The organism is Methanobrevibacter sp. (assembly GCF_045603845.1).
GTDB lineage: Archaea > Methanobacteriota > Methanobacteria > Methanobacteriales > Methanobacteriaceae > Methanocatella.
Genome location: NZ_JAZUMY010000049.1, coordinates 1 through 23,434, shown reverse-complemented (window position 1 = coordinate 23,434; position 23,434 = coordinate 1). Strand labels below are relative to the sequence as shown.

Sequence of the window (23,434 nt, the reverse complement as noted above, 5' to 3'; positions counted from 1 at the left end):
GATGAGAAAGTGAGGAATTACTTTGCTGGTGCAAATGTTGATGAAATAACTTATCAATATTGTAAATTTAATGCTAATGGGGAAATATACAATTTAACTATAGATAAAATCAATCAAGCCGTCTATGTAAATGGTACATATAATGATGCCTTCGATTCAGTGGTCTTACTGTACTTCGGTCAGGCACCTTTATATACTATTAACAACAACGGTTCACGCGATTTCAGTATCACTTTTGAGGATGTTATGGGCGGAAACTATACAGTAGGTGTAATGAACAACCATGACTTTAATACATATATCTTTAATGTCAAATTTGAAATGAGAGTTCCGAATTTCATCATATCCGAAGATGAAGTATATGAAAACTTAACCGATGCTATTGATGCCGTTGCGGAAAATGGTGTTATCTATGCAAATGTGAATTATTATTATGAAGACAATATGGAAATTAATATCAACAAATCATTTACCCTTAAAAATTTCAGAGATGACGGAGTTATTTTCGACGGAAACAGTACACAATGGTTCTTTACAATAGCTGAAGGATGCACTGTTGTATTTGATGGTATATACTTCACTGATGGAGTCGTAAAAACTCATGCAAGCATTGAAAATTACGGTACTTTAATAATTAGGAACTGTACATTTGAAAGCTTTGAAACAAGTGCCATTATATACAATTCAGGTTTGTTAAATATATTAAACAGTACATTTTCACTTAACTTTGTTAATAATGCTGTTGTTTGGAATGAAAAGGATTTAGTCATCGATACAGTTGAATTTTCAAGCAATATTGTCAATATAAGTTCTGTTGTATACAACAATGGAGCTGCAGAAATCATCTCCGCTAATTTCACAGAAAACTATAATTTCGCAAATGGTGGTGCAATCTATAACGCCAAGTCATTAATTGTCAACGACACTGTTTTCACAGAAAATGAAGGTATTGACGGTGGTGCAATTTACAGTACAGGAACATTAACAGTCTTAAACTCCACTTTTGAAGACAACACTGCAAACGGATATGGTGGAGCAATTTACAATGGAAATGAAGCAAGCATATTTAATTCAACATTTACCGGATCATCCAGTGAATTTGACGGTGGTGCCATTTATAACAATAATGTAATGATTATTGATAATTCCACATTCGTTGGAAATACCGCAACCGGCAGAGGTGGAGCAATCTACAACAACAAATCTCTGGAACTTGCAAAATCACTATTCGGAATTAACTTTGCTGAAGAGTATGCTAACATTTACAATGCAGGCGATATTCAATTTGGCGAAAACATATTTGATTTCTATGATGTGATATTGGTTGTGCCTGATGGCGAATACGGCATTCCAACAACAATTACCGGTACACTTAACCCTGAATTCAACATGGATCTTCAATTAGTATTGCCTGGTTTTGTCAATAAAAAAGATGCATTAGTTACTATTTCAGAAGGTGTATTTGAATATACTACAGATATCCTGCCAAAAGGCATTTATGATGTTGTATTAAATGAAGTCATTTATGATGTCTACGGTAACATCTATTATGGTGAAGCAATAACTGACAGGCTTGTCATAAATAAGGCGAATGTCTACATCAATCTGACTGTAGATGATATTGTCCTTAGAAATACAGATCAAGCTACACCGGTTTTAAAAATCAATGCAAGTAAAGACGGATTATTGACTATTGTTTTCAACAATAAGATTTTAGAAGTCAATATTACTGGCGGTCAGGCCACATTAACATTGGATGCAGTCGGTGAAGGAAATTACACTGTATTTGCTGCTCGTGAAGGTGATGAAAACCATAACGATGCTGTAAACACAACCACATTCAAAGTCACAGAATATGAAGGCAATTTTATTGTCAACAGTACTGGCGGTAAATATGATACATTACGTGAAGCCATCGCAGCTTCTTCAAATGATGATGTCATTTATGTAAGGGAAGGAACCTATTCCGGCTATGATAATGTAGGGTTGAATATTTACGGTAAGAAATTATCTATAATTGCACTTGGAGATGTTGTTTTCCAGGCAAATCCTTATTCTTACTTTTTGGATGTTAAAAAATCCGCTGATGTTACTATATGTGGTGTTGTAATCGTTGGATTTAACTCTAAAAATAATCTGATGTTTATTTACAATGATGGTAATTTGACTCTTGATGGTTGTATCCTTACCAATAATACTGCTGCTAGCCGATCCATTATACATAATTTTGGAGATTTGACTATTGTTGACTCAGAATTTTATGACAATACATTCAATGGAAGTATCATATTTAGTGAACCCAAATCCAATCTCATAGTTAAAGAATCAACATTTGAGAACAATACCCTACTTAATAAAGACCTCATTTTAATTGATACTGCAAATTCAGTAAAAATCATATCAAGCGTTTTTGCCGAAAACAAGATATTATCAGATGAATGCAGTATTATTTGTGCCGTTAACTGTACAGATGTTGTCATTAGTTCTGAGTTTTACAATAACACTCAAAGTGGAAATGTTATTGGCGCATATGAAAATACCAACCTATATGTTGATAATTCCATATTCACAGGCAATACTATTGATTGCATAATCCACTCCGGAGGCAACACTCAAAATACTATTTCCGGATGCGTATTCACAGACAATGCTGTTAATAATGTTGTTTTAAGTCAGGACAATAATCTCTCCGTTCTTGAATCTACATTTTCAGACAACACAATCTTAGGTAATGGTGCATTATACATTGCATCAGGTGTGAATGCAATTGTCAACGGCAGTGTGTTTGCAAACAATAAGGGAACCGGATATAGAAACATTTTTAGTGATTCTCCTGTGGATGTTTCCAATTCAGTATTCGATGCTCTAAACGTTGATTTCACTGTTCATGATATTGACTATGGTCAAAATGAAACAATTGAAGGAACTATTGACATCGGTACAAACCTCATATTTACCGTTAACTTGGACATTAACTCCAATAGCTATTCAGTCAATGTAACTGATAATAAGTTCACCTACAATGCAGGCATTCTTAATGGTGGAGACTATACTGTGGTATTAAATCCAAAAGATGCTAATTCAAACACTTTTGTATTTGATAAAATAACCAAAGTATTCACTGTAAGCCGTATAGATCCTGGATTGAGCGTTTCAATAGATGATATTACTCAAGGTGAAAAATTAAATGTTACTTCAACTATTGCTAAGAATGCTAAGGGTAATGTTGTCTATGAATTGAACGGTAATGTCTACAGTAAGGCTCAACTTGAAAATCTCACATTAAACCCGGGTAATTATTTAGTTACTGCTGTCTACAGAGGAGATAAAAACTACATTCCTGCTAGTGAAATGGTTAATGTGAAGGTTAACAAAGTAGCTCCAAACATAACAGTAAATGATGTTGCAGTTAGCTATGGTGATGAGATTAAAATTAATGTGACTGTTGATGTTGCTGATTATTACACAGTATTTTTAGACAACGGATACGATGAATCAGTTTCATTATATGTTGAAAATAGTGCAATATTCACATTCAACGGTTTAGACTACGAACCGAGCAGTTATGAAATCACTGTTTATGTATTTGAAAGTGACAATTATGCTGAAGCATATGCATACGCTACTTTAACAGTTAATAAGGCTGTTGGATTCTTCAATTTGTCAAACGATTTGATTATTGAAGGTGAAAACGCAACCATTAATGTATCAGTTCCGATCAATGCATACGGAAACATTACATACAGAGTATATGATAGGAATGTAAATCTGGTTTACAATATCACTCAATCCTGTCTGGAAGATCTTATTGTTCCTAATTTGGATGGCGGAACATATATCGTCACAGGTACTTTTGAAGGTGATTCTTATTACGCTAATAGTTCTAGAGTTAATTCTGGTTCAATATTTGTCAGGGAATTAGTAAACGTGAACATTACTGTATCCAATATAACCTACGGCGAAAATGCCACTGTTACCGTTGAAAGTAATGTTGATGGTGACTATCTTGTTAATGTAGGAACTGAACCTATGGTCATTAATGTTAAAAATGGTGTTGGAAATGCATCTGTTCCTAATTTGAGTGCTGGAAGTTATGCTGCTAACGTTACTGTTGTTGACGGTAATTATGCAGGATTTAATGAAACAGTATTTGATGTAGCTATTAAATCAGTTTCAGTAGCCGTTAATGTTGAAGATATTGTATTCGGTGAGAATGCTGTTGTTCAAGTTAATGGTGAAATTGATGGCGAATACATCGTAGAGATATATGGTCAAAACTATACCGTAAATGTTGTTAATGGTAAAGGAAACACAACAATTGACGGTTTGGCTGCAGGCAATAATATTTTAGTATCTGTAACAATCGCTGACGGAAACTACAGTGCACAGAATACTACAACATTTAACATAGCAAATAAATATAACACTACAATCTCATTGGATGTTGTAACTGATGAAAACAATGTGACAATGACCGTTACTGTTAATGATGCTGCTACCGGCCTTATCAAATTCCAGGTAACCGGTCCGGAAGAATATGTGGTATACTCTGATATTATTAATGGTGTAGCTGTTCTTGAAGATGTTCTTGAGACTGGTGATTACACAGTTATCGCAACCTATATGGGTAATGACAGGTTCAACACTAACATCACTTATGCGGATTTCACAATCAAAGGCCACATTAAGAAGAACACTACTATTGATGCTCAAGCTGAAGTGAATGGATACAGAGTTACATTGACTGTTAATGTTGATGAAAACGCTACTGGATTTGTGAAACTAACCGTTGGAGGTACTGTGGCTAATATTGAAGTAGTGGATGGTGTCGCAACACTAACAACTAATTTACTGCCAAACAGTTACATTATTGATGTTACTTACCTTGGTGATGATGACTTCAATATGAACAATACTATGGTAACATTTACTGTAACAGAAATTTCCAAGGAAAATACCACTATTGATCTTAATGTTATAGCTGGTGAAGACACTGCTCTGATTGAGGTTGATTTAAATGAAACCGCAACCGGACTGGTTAAACTCTATATGGTATCTAAAGAAACCGGTGAAGAATACACTATGTACATGGATGTTGTAGACGGCCATGTTGAAACATTTACCAACAGCATTGAACCTGGAAACTACACAATAGTTGCAACATACATGGGCGATTCAGTATTCAACACCAACACTACATCCCAAGACGTCGAAATCCTCGGACATATAATGAAAGATACTCCAATCGATGTAACAGTTGCAACCAGTGCAAATAGGGTTACATTAACTGTTAAAGTTAATGAAAACGCAACCGGATTTGTAAGGATATCTGTTGGAAGTACTGTAGCCAATATTGAATTGGAGAGCGGTGAAGGAACATTGACAACTGTATTGCCTTACGGAAGTTACAGCTTAGATATTACTTATTTAGGTGATGAAAACTACAATGAAAACTCAACAAAAGCTGAATTCACACTTGTAGAACCTGAAAAAGAAAACTCTCCTATCTCATTGGATATCATTACTGATGAAAACTATGTGGGAATGACAGTTACCGTTAGTGATGCTGCAACAGGTCTTGTCAAATTCCAAGTAACAGGCGAAGAAGAATATGTAGTATACTCTGATGTAATTAACGGAAAAGCCATTCTTGAAGATGTTCTTACAGTCGGCGATTACTCAGTAATTGCAACATATATGGGAGATGACAGGTTTAACACCAACATTACCTATGGTGATTTCACTATCAAAGGCCACATTAAGAAGAACACTACCATTAATGCTCATGCTGACGTGATTGGAAACAGAGTCACATTAACAGTTAAAGTTGATGAAAACGCTACAGGATTTGTAAAACTAAGCATCGGCAGTACTGTTACCAATATTGAAGTAGTGGACGGTGTCGCAACACTGACAACTTCCTTAGTGCCAAACAGTTACTATGTAGATGTAACATACCTCGGTGATGACGACTACAATATGAACAGCACCAAAGTGACATTTACCATAACAGAAGTTTCCAAGAAGAATACCAATATTGATCTTGACATTATAGCTGGTGAAGACGCTGCTCTGATTGAGGTTGATTTGAATAAAGCTGCAACCGGATTGGTTAAACTCTATATGCTCTGGAAAGAAACCGATGAAGAATATACCATGTACATGGATGTTATTGATGGTCATGTAGAAACATATACCAACAGCATTGAACCTGGAAACTACACAATAGTTGCAACATACATGGGCGATTCAGTATTCAACACCAACACTACATCCCAAGACGTTGAAATCCTCGGACATATAATGAAAGATACTCCAATCACAGCAGATGTTGTTGCTAATGGAAACAGAGTCACATTAACCGCCAAAGTTAATGAAAATGCTACAGGATTTGTAGAAGTCAAATTTGGAGAGAATGTATTTAACATTGCGTTAAAAGACGGAATCGGAACATTAACAACTTCCCTACCTTACGGAAGCTACAGCTTAGATATTACTTATTTAGGTGATGAGAACTACAATATGAACTCCACCATATGTGATTTCACAGTTGTAGAGCCTGCTAAGGAAAACACTCCAATCTCATTGGATATTGTGACTTATGAAAACGATGTGTTAATGACCGTTACTGTTGATGAAGCTGCAACCGGCCTTGTCAAATTCCAAGTAACCGGAGAAGAAGAATTCACACTCTATGTAGACGTAATTAACGGTGAAGCAGTTGTTGAAGAGGTTCTTTTAACTGGTGATTACAATGTAATTGCAACCTATATGGGAGACAGCAGGTTTAATACCAACATTACCTATGATGATTTCACCATCAAAGGCCACATTAAGAAAGACACCCCAATCACAGCATATGCTGATGTGATTGGAAACAGGGTTACTTTAACTGTGAATGTTGATGATAATGCTACTGGTTTTGTAAAACTGGCCATTGGCAGTACTGTTACTAATATTGAAGTAGTCAACGGTGTCGCAAAACTGACAACTTCCTTAGTGCCAAACAGTTACTATGTAGATGTAACTTACCTTGGTGATAATAACTACAACATGAACAAGACCAAAGTGACATTTACTGTAACCGAAGCTTCCAAGAAAGATACTCCTATTGATCTTAACGTTACAGCCGGTGAAGAATTTATCTTGATTACGGTTGATTTGGATAAAGCTGCAACTGGATTGGTTAAACTCTATATGGTTTGGAAAGAAACAGGCGAAAACATTACTGCATACATGGATGTTATAAATGGTCATGTAGAAACATTAACTAACAGTCTTTTACCTGGAAACTATTCTGTTGTTGCAACATACATGGGCGATTCAGTATTCAACACCAACACTACATCCCAAGACGTCGAAATCCTCGGACATATAATGAAAGATACTCCAATCACAGCAGATGTTGTTGCTAATGGAAACAGAGTCACATTAACCGCTAAAGTTAATGAAAACGCTACCGGATTTGTTGAACTCAAATTTGGAGATAATGTATTTAACATTGCGTTAAAAGATGGAGTTGGAACATTGACAACTTCATTGCCTTATGGAAGCTACAGCTTAGATATTACTTATCTTGGTGATGAGAACTTCAATAAGAACTCCACTAAACTCGAATTCACACTTGTAGAGCCTGAAAAGGAAAACACTCCAATTTCCATGGATATTGTGACTTATGAAGATGAGGTGTGGATGACTGTTACTGTTGATGATGCTGCTACTGGTCTTGTTAAATTCCAAGTAACTGGTTCAGAAGAATTTACACTCTATGTGGATGTGATTAACGGTAAAGCGCTTGTTGATGAGGTTCTTTTAACTGGTGATTACAATGTAATTGCAACCTATATGGGAGACAGCAGGTTTAATACCAACATTACCTATGGTGATTTCACTATCAAAGGCCACATTAAGAAGAATACTACTATTAATGCTCGTGCTGATGTGATTGGAAACAGAGTCACATTAACTGTTAACGTTGATGATGAAGCTACCGGATTTGTAAAACTAAGCATCGGCAGTACTGTTACCAATATTGAAGTAGTGGACGGTGTCGCAACACTAACAACCACATTAGCACCAAACAGTTACTATGTAGATGTAACTTACCTCGGTGATGATGACTACAATATGAACAACACTAAAGTGACATTTACCATAACAGAAGTTTCCAAGTTGAATACTCCTATTGATCTTAATGTCCTAGTTGGTGAAGACGCTGCCTTGATTATGGTTGATTTGGATGAAGCCACAACAGGACTTGTTAAACTCTATATGGTCTGGGAAGAAACAGGTGAAGAATATACCATGTACATGGATGTTGTAGACGGTCATGTAGAAACATATACCAACAACATTGAACCTGGAAACTACACAATAGTTGCAACATACATGGGCGATTCAGTATTCAACACCAACACTACATCCCAAGACGTTGAAATCATAGGGCATATAATGAAAGATACTCCAATCACAGCAGATGTTGTTGCTAATGGAAACAGAGTCACATTAACAGTTAAAGTTGATGAAAACGCTACAGGATTTGTAGAAGTCAAATTTAGTGGTGGAGTATTTAATATTGGATTGGAAAATGGTAAAGGCACATTAACAACTACATTACCTTATGGAAGTTACAGCCTAGATATAACTTATTTAGGTGATGAAAACTACAACAAGAACTCCACCAAATGTGAATTCACAGTTGTAGAACCTGAAAAAGAAAACACTCCAATCTCCTTGGATATCGTTACTGATGAAAACTATGTTGGAATGACTATTACTGTTGATGAAACTGCAACCGGCCTTGTCAAATTCCAAGTAACAGGCGAAGAAGAATATGTGGTATACTCTGATGTAATTAACGGAAAAGCTATCCTTGAGGACGTCCTTGTAGTTGGTGATTACAATGTAATTGCAACCTATATGGGAGACAGCAGGTTTAATACCAACATTACCTATGGAGATTTCACTATCAAAGGCCACATTAAAAAGGATACTCCTATCATAGCATATGCTGATGTGATTGGAAACAGAGTTACAATAATTGTGGCTGTTGATGAAGAAGCTACAGGATTTGTAAAACTAACCGTTGGCGGAACTGTTGCTAATATTGAAGTAGAGGATGGTATAGCAACACTAACAACCATACTTGTACCAAACAGTTACTATGTAGATGTAACTTACCTTGGTGATGATGACTTCAATATGAACAATACAGCTGTGACATTTACCATAACAGAAGTTTCAAAACAAAACACTACCATTGACCTCAACGTTATAGTTGATGAAAACAATGCTATGTTTGATGTTGATTTGAATGAATCCGCAACAGGATTGGTTAAATTCTATATAATCAACAAAGAAACCGGTGAAGAATATACCGCATACATGGATATTGAAGACGGTTATGCAGGAATGTTTATTAACGACATGGAACCTGGAAACTACACTGTATCCGCAACATATATGGGTGATTCAGTATTCAACACCAACATTACATCTGAAGACTTTGAAATAGCACTTCCAGAAGATGCAAACATTACAATTAATGTAAACGACAACATTGTTAGTGTGGAATTGCCTGAAGATGCAGAAGGTTATGTAATCATAAGTGTTGATGGTAAAAACTATTATTTCGATGCTGATGACGAAATCGAATTGGATATAAGTGATTTAGCTCCTGGAAACTACACTGTTGAAGTTCTTTACTCCGGTGACAATAAATATGCACCAGATATGGCCAACACAACTGTAGAAATTCCAGAAGTCATTCCAGAAGATGCTAACTTAACTGCAGATGCTAAAAACACTACTATTACAGTAACTGTAGCTGAAAACGCTACCGGTAATGTTTTAGTTGATGTTAACGGTATTGTTTACTATGCTGATGTTGAAAATGGTCAGGCTACTGTTGAAGTTATCGGATTGGATGAAGGAACCTATGAAGCTGTTGTAACTTACTCCGGTGATGAAACCTATGCTCCGGCCAATGTTACTGTTGCTGTGACTGTTCCTCCTGCTTCTAAAAACGAAACCGATGTAGATCCTAAAGCTAACGTAACCGTTTCTGAAGACACAGTCATAATGGAATTGCCTGAAGACGCTACAGGTTACATGTTGGTTGACGTTGACGGTACTGGATATTATGTTCCTGTTGAAAACAGCACTACTACATTCAAATTACCGCAATTAGCTCCAGGTAATCACACTGTAAGAGTTACCTACACTGGTGATAAGAAATATGCACCTGCAAATGCAACCGAGACTATTGAGGTTCCTGCTCCTGAGGAAACTATCATTTCCGAAGACTTGACTAAAGTCGAAAAGGCTCCTCAAAGATTTGCCGCCACTTTCCTTGATGAAAACGGCAATCCATTAGCTAACGCAAATGTAACATTTGATGTAAATGGTGTGGTTTACACAAGAACTACCAATGCTAACGGTTCAGCTTCAATTGCTATCAACTTGATTGCTGGTAATTACACAATTACTTTAACCAACCCTGCTACCGGCGAGGTTAAAACCAACAACATTACGGTATTGTCCAGATTTGTTGAAGATTATGATCTTGTTAAATACTTCCGCAACGACACACAATACGTATTGAAAGTATTGGATGATGAAGGTAACCCTGCTAAAGCAGGTGAAGTCATTACCTACAACATCAACGGTGTATTCTACAACCGTACAACAAACGCTACAGGACACGTTAAACTCAACATCAACTTGGACCCAGGCAAATACATAATCACTGCCGAATACAAAGGATGTAAAGTTGCACACAACGTTACTGTAATTCCTGTTTTAACTGCAAGTGATTTCACCAAAAAATTCGGTGAAACAGGTGCATTTGAAGCAAAATTAGTTGACGGTCAAGGAAACCCTTACAAAGAGCAACAAATCAAATTCAACATCAACGGAGTATTCTACAACAGATACACCAATGGTGACGGTATTGCAAAATTAAACATTAATTTACTGCCTGGCGAATACATAATTACATCAACTTACGGCTATGCAATAGCTGCTAACCATGTAACTGTAACCGCTTAGGTAAGAGAAGTTTTAAACAACTTCTCACTTTTTTTATTTTTTCATGTAGATAACATAATTCAAGTTAACTTTTTTTCAATCAACAATCAATTATCCTTAAAGATCAATTAATTATTCTTATTAATTTGTCATTATTTTGATGTTTTATTAACACACCATTTCATTAAAATGCATTGAAATGTTGGATGATTTATATTATAATATTTTTAGTTTTCAGATAATTCTTGTATGGCTGTTTTTGATAAAATTCCTGTGATATCGCTTCCTAAAATATCATTCAAACATATACCTTTTTTAAAATATTTAATAAAAACAAAACGTTCGTTCTGGAAATTTTTATTTAATATTAACTATTAAAATAAGTATAGGAGGTAAAATATGAACAAAAAAATATTTACTTTATTAACCTTGTTTATAGTTGTAACAAGTATAAGTGCAGTATCTGCTTTTGATTTAGGAGATATTTTTGGTAGTGGAGATCAAACAGTGAAAATAGGAGGAATAGATTTTAATATTCCTGCAGGTTATAAAGAAGATTCTAAAAATACTTTCAATATGATTGAAGGATACATAGATGAAGGATATGACTTTGATGGAAAAGTCTACGTTAAAGATAACACTGAAGTGGGAATATTTGTTTATAATTACAGTTCTTCAGGTGCAGAGGATATTTTAGGCAATCTTTCTAATGAAACTACCATTAATGATGTAGGCGGTTTCATGGAATTTGATGACAATGACTATGTTTTCGTTTATTCAAAAGATAAATGTATAGTTATGATTGCATCCAATGATAAAAATGTCATTGGCGACTTTATAATAGCTTAATTAAGCTATTATATTGTCATTACTGTTAATTCTGATAACAATCACCTGTTTTTTCTATGATTTAATGTATTAGTATATCCTGCCACCAATTCCTTTTATATATTCTTCAACATATGCTTTGTCTTTTTTATCAAATAGAGTGAAATGGAATGTGTAGATTGATTTTGAATCATTGGTGGTGATATTTGTTATTTCCGCATCGATTACGGGGCCAATGTTTTCAAACATTTGTATTAAATATTTTTCTTTACACTCAGAAGGGAGAATTACGCTTAAATCGACATGTTCCAGTTTGAGGTTGTTTTTCTTCCATTCGTAAAGTTCACTTTCAGACATTATGTCAATATGGGAAATGTTGAGTGTGAGTTCTTCATCACCCGTATTTATTATAGTACTTTTTGCGGTAACTTTTTTCACGGTTCCAACATAAGTTTCCTGAGAATATAATTGTCTCAATCCAATCTCCTTGCCGATTGATTTTGTCAGAATGCTTGCCTTTTGTGTTGTCATGCTTATTGCCTTATCTGAACGGATTAGGGCTTCTTCACGTTCATCCAAATGCTGTGCTGATTCAACAATACTTTTTACAAAGTCTTCCTCAGCACCCTGTTCAATCAGATTGGACAGATATATGCTTTCATTTATCAATGCTTTTCTTGCGTTTCCTGTTTCATCATTGTTCTTTTGTATTGAATAGTAAAGATGCGGATTTTGAAAAACTATTCGACTTACCATATCAAGCATCAAACTGTAGACAGGACTTGAAAAGTTTCTGGACTCTTTAACATTCATATTCAGTTTCCTGATTGTTGAAGCCAACGCGATAAATGAAAAATGGGTAAGTCCCTGAACGATACTCATGTATTTGTCATGTTCTGAAGGAGTTGTCATAACAATTTCACAATTTGATTTAGTCAGATACTCTTTCACACGGCCAATCCATTTGTCTAATCTGTTCTTGATTGGTGTAAGTACGATAATCTGTCTTTCGAGTGTGGGAACCCGTGGTCCAAACATTGGATGACAGGGCAAAATTTCCACATTTTCGGGAGCATATTTGTCTAAAGCTTCTGCAGCTTCCTTTTTAATGCTTGCAACATCCATCAGCAGTGACCCTTCATGTGCATGGGGTGCCACCTCTTTAATTGTATCTGCCATAAATTCAATGGGAACGCAAAATAGTATGATGTCTGCATCTTTAACCGCATCGATATTGTCGTTGTTATAATCTACATTAAGTTCTTCGGCTATTTCTTTTCCTGATATTGAATCACGGCTTGTTATTGTGATATTGAAATCATTTTTCAGGTGTTCTGCCATCCATCTGCCAAGGCCTCTTGTGCCTCCGATAATTGTCATGTTTGATTTATCAGTCATATTCTACCACTAATTATTTTATTTGTTTATATTCTATTTTAATTTTGGGCTGGAAACCTAGGAAATCTTTTCTTTGTCAAATCCAAATTAATTTTTTATTGTGATTTATGTGAAATTAAGAGTAAAGAATGATTATGAAACTTCCAGTGACAAGAGAATTATTAATTAATTTAAATCAATACATTTTTAACATTTAAAATCAAAAATTAACATATGAAAGGGATTTTTGAATTTATCGAAAAATATTTTTTTATAGTGATATTATTGGCGGTAGCTATTTCTTTAGTTTATCCAAATTCATTCAAATGGGTTTTAAGTGAATATAATGGTATAAACATTATCAATTTACTTTTAAGCATTGTTCTTTTTACAATGGGAACCACATTGAAATTGGACGACTTCGTTAATGTTTTCAGAAATCCCAAGGCAATTACGGTTGGAATTTCAGCACAATATATAATAATGCCTCTTTTGGCATTTACCCTTGCAAGTGCATTTTCTCTTGATACCGCTTTGACAGCAGGACTTATTCTTGTTGGAACTGTTCCTGGAGGAACCGCATCTGACGTCATAACTTTCATTGCAAATGGAGATGTGGCATTGTCCGTTTCATTAACTGCAGTTTCCACTGTGATTTCACCATTATTGACTCCAGTAATCACATTATTGTTAATCGGCAATCAGATTCATTTCAATCCTGTTGACATGTTCATTTCAATTGTTCAAATAGTTATTGTTCCAATTATGTTAGGTTTAGTCCTGAATTACAAATTCCCTAATTTCTGTGAAAAATTAAAAGATTATTTGCCTACCGTTTCATCAATTGTAATTTGTTTAATAGTTGCAGGAGTGATTGGAGCTAATAAACAGGCTATTTTAACTTCATCCACCATAATACTCATTGTCATTATCCTACAATATATCCTTGCAATGTTAATTGGATTTGGAATTGGCCACCTTGCAGGAATGGACAAAAAACAGATAATTACAGTAGCTATTGAAATTGCATTTCAAAATTCAGGTTTGTCAACCAGCCTTGCAAAGACTCATTTTCCAAACTTATCTCAGGCAACTGTTCCGGGAGCGATTTATTCTGTCTGGCAGAATTTTGCAGGATCTATTCTTGCCTATGCATTCAGAAAATACCAATCCTAAAGATAATCCTTTATTTTTTTAGTAATCTTTATATTGAACTAAAATTGGACGACAATACTTTTATCGGCCATGTTTATCTTCAGAATCGTGTCTGTTCCAAAAACAATACATGAACTGGTAAGAAAAGAAGTGATGAAAATTAAAAAAATGCTTAAAATTATTTAATATATAAAAAAGAGATAATAATGGTGTTTAATAGCTTTTTAAACACCTTTGTTTTTTGGAAAACTTTGGCAGATAATTTTCCATCCATTGAATTAGAAAATTGTGAGAAAACTAATTCAACAAATTTAATTTTGGAGATTGTATTATTATTGACTAATAATGTAAAGCAATGTGTTTTTTAGGTTTGCCTAAATTTTACATCACTAATTATAATGTAGTTAAAAGTAGTATATAAATGTTTCTATTTTTTTAGGTATACCTAAATTTTGAAAAAATAAGATTTAAGAATAATGCAACAGCATTATCCGATTAACTTTTATTTAGTAATTTAACTTTCTTAGGAGAAAGAATAATTAGATTTTTTTCACTTGTACGTGAAAGCAGTAAAGCTTGAGCACCATAACGAGCTCTCATTTGCTTAATCTTTTCTCCAGCTAGTTTAAAGTTAGCGGGACTTTCATTCTCAAGGAAAGACAAATCCAAAATAACAGGATTTTTCTCTTCAAGAACCTGATCCACAATATAGTTAATATCATCAATAGTTTTAGGTCTGATCAAAACAATTTCATAAAATGACTGTTCCGGGATGATAGGTTCAATATCATCGTATCTTGGTCTAGGACTGGTGGGATTACCTCCAAAATTAGGATTTTGTCTTGGACGAGCCCTGGAAGAAGCAGGATTTGAAGCATTTCCCCTGTTCACTGACCTATTCTCATCAATCTCAAAACCTAAACTTTTTTTAATAGTATCCATTAAATTCATTTTTCTACTCCTCCAAATAATCAAAAATAGCATCTAATAATTTTGAAGCCCCATTGTTATAAACATCTTCAACAGGCAAATCATATTTGGACTCGAAGTATTCAATATCGACATCCAATTCAGCATTTTTTAAATTAATAGATAATCCAACAACTTTAGTTGGTTCAAGAGATTCAATAGCTTTGATTTCCTCTTCAATACCCCTAGGTTCTCTGTAAGGATGATTTGGTCTGTGTCCGACAATAACAGCATCAGGAGCAGCTCCGATTAAAATGGCTGCGGACAAACCTCTTGGATGAGGATTTCCTTTTTCGGTTAAACTGGACTGACCTTCAATGAAAATGATATCCGGATTTTTTTCAGCCTCAACATATTTAATGGCTGCTAAAATAGCTGCAGGAACATCCATGGCAGATAAACTGCCTGCCCTGAAATTAAAATCAGTAGGTTCTTCAAGACCCATTTCATCAGTAGATATGATTGCTGGAGTTAATCCACGTTCCATAGCAGCAATTCCTAATTTTTTAGAAGTTGTTCTTTTACCGCATTCCTGGGAAGTTCCTCCGACAAAAACAACAGGAGCTTTTGGAGTATAAGAAATCTTAGGCAATATTTCACAGGATTTTTCCGGTGCTACACCCGCAAATTTTTCAACAACATCCAATCTTGGACTGATTTCCTTAATAACAACATTTTTAGCTTCAGCAAATTTGGCTAATGAAGGATTTTCTTCAATAGATAATGACCTGAATGAAGTCACAACATTCAATCCCGCATCAATAGCCTGAACAGCGTATTTAAGAGCAGTTCCTTCAGCACCAATCGGCAACATGATAACGATAGATTTTGCGTCAGTGTCCAACAAGCATTTCTCTAAACTGTCGGCAATAATATGACCGCAAAACTGTTTTCCCTGCTTTCTTTCATCATCATCAATGAAACCAACTGCTTCAACACCTTCAAGATTGGAGAATTTCTCTCCTCCTCCACCGCATCCAACTACAATGAACGGATTTAAATCTTGAATTTCCTTTACTGAATCTACTGAATACAAAACTATCTCTCCTATAACTTATAATTTATAACATCTCTATAAACATTAAATATAATTGAAAAATTTTTATTTAAAAAAATAGTTTCAAAAATATTATATAATAATTATAATTATTATAGTTTCTAATATTAAAATATATGTTTTGAATAGAAAAATCTTTTTAACATGACAAATATAAATTATTAAAAAAGACAGTTGGAGTTGCAAAAACATGAGAAAGCCTTATGTTATATTAATTGGAAGTGCATCAGGGATTGGAAAATCAACAATCGCATCAGAATTAGCTAAACAATTAAATATAAAGCATTTAATTGAAAGCGACTTTATTAGAGCTGTTGTTAGAGGAATTATTGGAAAAGAATACGCTCCAGCATTGCATAGCTCATCATACGATGCATATAAAAACTTAAGAAACAGCGCAAATTACGAAAGCTACGAAGATTTGGTTTCAGCAGGATTTGATGAACACGCATCATATGTAATTCCAGGCCTTGAAAAGATTATTCAAAGAGCCATTACCGATTATGACGACATAATCATTGAAGGCGTGCATCTGGTTCCAGGACTGATTGATATCGAACAGTTTAGTGATTTTGCAGAAATATATTTCTTTGTATTGAGCTCTGATGAGGAATCCCATAAAGAACGTTTTGTAAAAAGAGCAATACAAATACACAGAGGCGGGAAACAGCTTGATTTCTTTACTGAAAACAGAATAATACACAACCATCTTTTACATAAAGCAGAAATAAATAACGTTCCAATTATAAAAACCGAAAGCATTGAAAAAAGCATAGAGCAGATATTGACAATTATCAATAAGTCATGCACCAATATAAAATTAACAAATAATGTTGAAGAGCTCAAAGAGGTAATTGACATTATCATAAATCAGAACAATGGAAAAATAGAAAAGATAACATACAGCCTAAAAGGATTTAAAGACCCTCTGGTAAGGGACGTTAAAGTTTCCGATTATGATTCTGCAAAGAGATTCATTGACAATATTGAAAAAAATCCTAATGTAAAGGAGGATTTGAAAAATCTGTATAACCTTTCAAAATACAGGGAATTTTTAATATGCGCCGCCAACAATGAGACAATAGAAAGAATAGAAAACGAATTATCAGATAAAGGATTTGTATACAATGAGTGAAGAAGAAACAACTGAAATTAATGAAATGGTAATCAAATGTCCCGCATGTGCTGTTGAAGGAATTGCAACATCCATAATGAAAGAGATTGAGATTCCTCACTTTGGGAAAGTTCTTGAAACTACAATACAATGTGAAAAATGTGGTTTCAAACATAGCGACGTAATATCTCTTGAGCAGAACGATCCTGCAAAATACACATTAGAAATTTCAAAAGAAACCCTATCCGTCAGGGTTGTACGTTCACAGTCCGCGACAGTTACAATACCCGAAATAGGAGTTAAAGTTGAGCCGGGTCCAAAATCAGAAGGATATGTAACAAATGTGGAAGGGATACTGACAAGATTTGAAAGTGCTGTGAAAAAAGCCCTGCAGTTATTTGAAGATGCCGAATCACAAAAAAATGCCAAAAACACACTGGCCGAAATTCAGGAATTGATTAAAGGCAACGGCACCGCAACGTTAATAATTGATGATCCTTTCGGTCAAAGCAATATTGTCAGCGATGACGTCATCATATCTGAAATACCTGAAAACGAGTTAAAAGAACTTAAAACAGGTTTTTCACATATTGAGGACAGATAATTAAAAAAATAAGTAAATGGAAGAGAATTATTCTTCTTCCTCTTCTTCGGTTGCAGAGAAACTTGCGAATGAGTCTTCTTCTACAACATCTTTTAATTTTAAGGTTTTTTGTACATCCATAGCTAAAGCATTACAATCTGCTTTAATAGCTTCTAAATGTAATAAGATTCTTTCTTTTTCCTGATTGATTCTTTCAATGTTGGTGTATGGGTAAGTTGATTCCTTAAGCATTTCGTATTCAATTGTAGTGTAAGGATATTCATTTAATTGTTTACATACATTTTTTAAAACTTCACCTAAGAATTTGTTCATTTCAACTTTTACTCTTTCCCTAATCATTTTGTCGTCATCAAGATTTTCTTTCATTAAACGAACAACTTCAGCTTTAGCGAAAGGTAATTTTTCTTCATCTTCATCGATAGGTTCTTCCATTTGTTCAAAATTTTCTTCTTCTGACATAATAATACATCCATTATTTTCAATTAACAATATTGTGCAAAAATAATCAAGTTTACAAAAAACTTATTATTACATCAATACCATTTATTATATTTATTAAAAGTTTTATATAAAGGTTTTCATTATTTTACATATATGAATAATAATTCAAATAGTTACAGATAGAAGTAGTAAAATAATTGACTAGAAAATTAATAATTTTGATACTTGAAAAATTTTGAAAAATCGTTTAAAAAAAATAAAAATAAGTAGCATAAATGCTACTTTAAACTATCTTTTCTTTGAAATATTCGAACCACATAATGCAAGTGAAATCAATGAAATAACTATTAATAACCCCATAGGAATTCCAGTTTCTTTCATTTCGATACCTGCCATTGCAACATTATTTAAAGTGTCCTGTACAATTTCATTATCCTTCAAATTAGAATATATGCTTGGAACAAAAGAATTATCGGGAGCAATAAGATTTTTGATAATTTCCACAACACATTCAACATAATTATTAGTTAAATCATGATCAAATGTATCAGCACCAGCAGAAACCATATTGCTGAATAAACCATCTTTTGTAGCAATAGCATTAATATTCAATGAAGTCTTTTCACCATTAGCCAATGATTTTATATGCCATGAATGATTGACATCATCATAATCCCCTGAAGCGGCAAATGCTGATTTGAATTCAAGAGATGCATCCATAATCTCATTAACATTAATGTTTTTGGCAGTATCTGGACCATTATTTGTGATTTCAATAGAATATGTGATTAAATCACCAACTTCATATTGCGCTTTAGAAACTGTCTTTGTAATTGACAAATCAGCCGCAGGTTTAACCGTGATTGATTTTTCATCCCTGTTATTGTCCGGATTATAATCATACTGATCTCCTTTAACCGTAGCGGCATTTGTAAATTCACCAGTTTTATCGACACTACATATAATTGTTAGTTCTTTGGTTTTTTGTGAATCTAGATTTCCAACATACCATGTTCCAGTTGATGAATAACTTCCATCGCCTTGTGCACTGATGAAGGTTAATCCTTCAGGCAATGAATCCATAACTACCACACGTGTTGCATCACTAGGACCATTATTCCTAACAATTAACGTCCATTTAACTAAATCCTTATAGTTAAACTCAGACTGGTTGACAAGTTTCGTTATTTGCAAATCACTGGATAAATCCACATTAACTGATGATTCACCCATATTGTTGTTTGGATTGAAATCATATTCTTTTGCAGTTGCAGTTGCAATATTTTTAATTTCACCAACAGCTTTTACTCTAGTTGTTATTTCTAAATTCTGAACTTCACCTACCTCAAGACAGCAGAATTTCCACTGACCGTCTGAATAAAATCCTTTACTAGCATTATAACTGACAAATTCAAGGCCATCAGGCAACATGTCCAGGATATCTATTTCATTAGCTTTATCCGGACCGTTATTTCTAACAGTAATTGTCCATTTAACCAGATCATTATAATTAGGAGATGTGTTATTTACCATTTTAGAAATTTCCAAATCGGCTGACGGATTAACGGCAAATGACTTATTAGCATCATTATTGGATGAATCATAATCATATTCATCACCGGTGACATTAACTACATTAGTGAAATTGCCTGTTTTAATGACTTTAGTTAGTATTTCTAAAGTAACTCTTTCACCAGCATCCAAATCACCAATAAACCAAATATCATTAATATAATGACCTTTGTTTGGTGTAGCGCTTATCAATTCAAAAGCCTCGGACAATACTTCATTTACTTTAACATTGCTTGCTTTATCCGGACCGTTATTGTTGACAATTATAACCCATTTCATTTCATCCGCATAATTTGGATTCTGATTATTTACCAGTTTTACAATCTCCAAATCTGCAGAATTTGGAACCGTTATTGATGAGCTGGCATCATTGTTAGATTCATCATAATCATATTCATCACAGGATACATTTACTTTATTGGTCAACAAACCGGTTTTATTAACGAAAGTTATGATTTCCAGTGTTTTTGATGAAAATGCATTTAAAGAACCCACATACCATTTACCGTTGGAATAGTTTCCATCAGCACTTTTTATAATCAAGCCTTCAGGCAGGACATCATTGACGAAAACTCCAGATGCGTTATCCGGACCGTTATTTCTAACAGTAATTGTCCATTTAACCAGATCATGATAGTTAGGAGCTGAAACATTAACAGCCTTACTGACTTCCAAATCAGCAGCTTTAGCCACATCAATAATTTCTGATGCATTATTGTTAGACGGATTATGGTCATATTCATCACCTTTTACACTGGCAGAATTCCTGATAGAACCAGTGACGTTTACGCGAGTGACGATTTCAATACTTGCTGAGCTTCCAACATTTAAAGTTCCGACAGTCCATTTTCCAGAGCTATAACTATTAGGTGAGCTGACAATAACCAGACCAGCAGGCATAACATCATCAACAACAACATTAGTCGCAATATCAGGACCATTATTTGTCACAGTCAATGTCCATTTAACCAAATCACCATAATTCGGAGCGGAATTATTAACAGACTTGGAAACTACCAAATCAGCAGCAGCAGGAACAACAATAGACTTAGAAGCCCTGTTATTACCAGGATTATGGTCATATTCACTGCCAGTGACATTAACTACATTATCTATAGAACCTGTTTTATTTACCCCAGTCACAACAGTTAATGTTTCACTAGCACCATTAGCCAAACTGCCAACAGCCCAAACACCATCAGCAAAACTGCCAACAGAAGCAACATAAGAGCGATAAACTAAACCTTCAGGCAAAACATCACCAACAACAACATTAGTCGCAGCATCAGGACCATCATTCCTAACAGTTACAGTCCATTTAACCAAATCATTATAATTCGGAGAAGAATTATTAACAGACTTTAAAACAACCAAATCAGCAGCCTTAGCCACATCAATAACTTCTGAATCATTGTTATTGGATAAATCATGGTCATACTGATCACAAACGGCAGAAACGTTATTGACAAATGAACCTGTCTTATTTACTAAAGTTACTATTTCGAAAGTTTTTGAATGATCAACATTCAATGATTCGATTATCCATTTTCCATTAATCAAATTACCTGTGTAACTTTTTATAATTAAACCAGAAGGCAACACATCTGTTAAAACTACATTATATGCTACATCAGGACCATTATTTTTAACAGTAATTGTCCATTTAACCAAATCACCATAATTCGGGCTAGAATTATTAACAACCTTATTAACTACCAAATCAGCAGCAGCAGGAACAACAATAGACTTAGAAGCCCTGTTATTACCGGGTTTATAATCATATTCATTACCTATAACATTAACGATATTATCGATAGCGCCTGTTTTATTTACCCCAGTCACAATAGTTAATGTTTCAGAAGCACCATTAGTCAAACGGCCAACAGCCCAAACACCATCAGCAAAACTGCCAACAGAAGCAACATAAGACTGGTAAAGCAAACCAGCAGGCAAAACATCACTAACCCTAACACCACTAGCAGCATCAGGGCCATCATTTCTAACAGTAATTGTCCATTTAACCAAATCATTATAATTCGGGCTAGAATTATTAACAGACTTTAAAACAACCAAATCAACAGCTTTAGCAACATTAATTAATGAATCTGCATCATTGTTAGATGGATCATGGTCATATTCATCACCTTTTACACTGGCAGAATTCCTGATAGAGCCAGTGACGTTTACGAGAGTGACAATTTCAATACTTGCTGACCTACCGACATTTAAAGTTCCGACAGTCCATTTTCCAGAGCTATAACTATTAGGTGAGCTGACAATAACCAAACCGGCAGGCATGACATCATCAACAACAACATTAGTTGCAACATCCGGACCATTATTTGTCACAGTCAAAGTCCATTTAACCAAATCATTATAATTCGGAGCGGAATTATTAACAACCTTTTTCATTTCCAAATCAGCAGCATTATGAACAACAATAGACTTGGAAGCCCTGTTATTGGCAGGATTATGGTCATGCTCATTACCGGAAACATCGGCAACATTAACAATAGTGCCAGTCTTTCCAACTTTAGTTACAATAGATATTGTCTCAGAAGCACCATTAGCCAAACGGCCAACAGACCAGACACCATCAGCAAAACTGCCAACAGAAGCAACATAAGACTGGTAAAGCAAACCAGCAGGCAAAACATCACTAACCCTAACACCACTAGCAGCATCAGGACCATCGTTTCTAACAGTAATTGTCCATTTAACCAGATCACCATAATTCGGGCTAGAATTATTAACAGACTTTAAAACAATCAAATCAGCAGCATTAGCTACACCAATAACTTCTGAATCATTGTTATTGGATAAGTCATAATCATACTGATCACCAACTACAGAAACATTATTGACAAATGAACCGGTCTTATTTACTAGAGTTACTATTTCGAAAGTTTTTGAATGGCCAACATTCAATGATTCGATTATCCATTTTCCATTAATCAAATTACCTGTGTAACTTTTTATAATTAAACCAGAAGGCAACATATCTGTTAAAATTACATTATATACTACATCAGGACCATTGTTTTTAACGGTAACTGTCCATTTAACCAAATCACCATAATTCGGGCTAGAATTATTAACAACCTTATTAACCACCAAATCAGCAGCTTTAGGAACGCTAATAGATTTGGATGCTCTGTTATTATCCGGATTATAATCATGCTCATTACCGGAAACATCAGCAACATTAACAATAGTACCAGTTTTGGAAACTTTAGTAACAAAAGTTAAAACACAGGAATCCCCACTAGCCAAACTGCCAATATTCCAA

The 23,434-nt window shown here is 34.5% G+C and carries 10 protein-coding genes; 5 read left to right on the top strand and 5 right to left on the bottom strand.

Going from position 1 to position 23,434, the window contains the following annotated elements; translation table 11 throughout:
- Window positions 1-9: 9 nt before the first annotated feature.
- Together ACKI2W_RS04225 and ACKI2W_RS04220 are read left to right on the top strand one after the other, a co-directional pair.
- The gene (locus tag ACKI2W_RS04225) at window positions 10-11,049 is read left to right on the top strand and encodes an Ig-like domain repeat protein (RefSeq protein WP_407379562.1); all 11,040 of its coding nucleotides are present in this window, start codon (window positions 10-12) and stop codon (window positions 11,047-11,049) included.
- Window positions 11,050-11,457: 408 nt separating this feature from the next.
- Window positions 11,458-11,877, top strand: coding sequence for a hypothetical protein (locus ACKI2W_RS04220; protein ID WP_407379560.1), 420 nt, complete (start codon window positions 11,458-11,460; stop codon window positions 11,875-11,877).
- 69 nt (window positions 11,878-11,946) lie between these two features.
- On the opposite strand, the gene ACKI2W_RS04215 is transcribed toward ACKI2W_RS04220, so the two are convergent.
- Window positions 11,947-13,254: a prephenate dehydrogenase gene (locus ACKI2W_RS04215; protein ID WP_407379558.1), complete on the bottom strand. Its 1,308-nt coding sequence runs from the start codon at window positions 13,252-13,254 to the stop codon at window positions 11,947-11,949.
- Between the two features lie 213 nt (window positions 13,255-13,467).
- Here ACKI2W_RS04215 and ACKI2W_RS04210 point away from each other — a divergent pair, with 213 nt between their 5' ends.
- On the top strand, window positions 13,468-14,409 hold the full coding sequence (locus ACKI2W_RS04210) for a bile acid:sodium symporter family protein (protein WP_407379556.1): 942 nt from the start codon (window positions 13,468-13,470) through the stop codon (window positions 14,407-14,409).
- A gap of 474 nt (window positions 14,410-14,883) precedes the next feature.
- Here the strand turns inward: ACKI2W_RS04210 and ACKI2W_RS04205 are convergent, their stop codons facing one another.
- The gene (locus ACKI2W_RS04205) at window positions 14,884-15,339 is read right to left on the bottom strand and encodes a cell division protein SepF (RefSeq protein WP_407379554.1); all 456 of its coding nucleotides are present in this window, start codon (window positions 15,337-15,339) and stop codon (window positions 14,884-14,886) included.
- Between the two features lie 4 nt (window positions 15,340-15,343).
- On the bottom strand, window positions 15,344-16,393 hold the full coding sequence (locus tag ACKI2W_RS04200; protein ID WP_407379552.1) for a DUF1611 domain-containing protein: 1,050 nt from the start codon (window positions 16,391-16,393) through the stop codon (window positions 15,344-15,346).
- A 211-nt stretch (window positions 16,394-16,604) separates the two neighbouring features.
- Between ACKI2W_RS04200 and ACKI2W_RS04195 the strand changes: the two genes are divergently transcribed.
- Together ACKI2W_RS04195 and ACKI2W_RS04190 are read left to right on the top strand one after the other, a co-directional pair.
- Entirely contained in the window at window positions 16,605-17,549 is a 945-nt protein-coding gene (locus ACKI2W_RS04195) for a 3H domain-containing protein (protein ID WP_407379550.1), read from the top strand.
- Window positions 17,542-18,132, top strand: coding sequence for a ZPR1 zinc finger domain-containing protein (locus ACKI2W_RS04190; protein ID WP_407379548.1), 591 nt, complete (start codon window positions 17,542-17,544; stop codon window positions 18,130-18,132). The genes ACKI2W_RS04195 and ACKI2W_RS04190 overlap by 8 nt, the downstream gene beginning before the upstream one ends.
- A gap of 27 nt (window positions 18,133-18,159) precedes the next feature.
- On the opposite strand, the gene ACKI2W_RS04185 is transcribed toward ACKI2W_RS04190, so the two are convergent.
- Together ACKI2W_RS04185 and ACKI2W_RS04180 are read right to left on the bottom strand one after the other, a co-directional pair.
- On the bottom strand, window positions 18,160-18,591 hold the full coding sequence (locus ACKI2W_RS04185; protein ID WP_407379546.1) for a hypothetical protein: 432 nt from the start codon (window positions 18,589-18,591) through the stop codon (window positions 18,160-18,162).
- Between the two features lie 270 nt (window positions 18,592-18,861).
- Window positions 18,862-23,434: hypothetical protein (locus ACKI2W_RS04180; RefSeq protein ID WP_407379544.1), on the bottom strand; the 4,573-nt coding region annotated here is incomplete at its 5' end.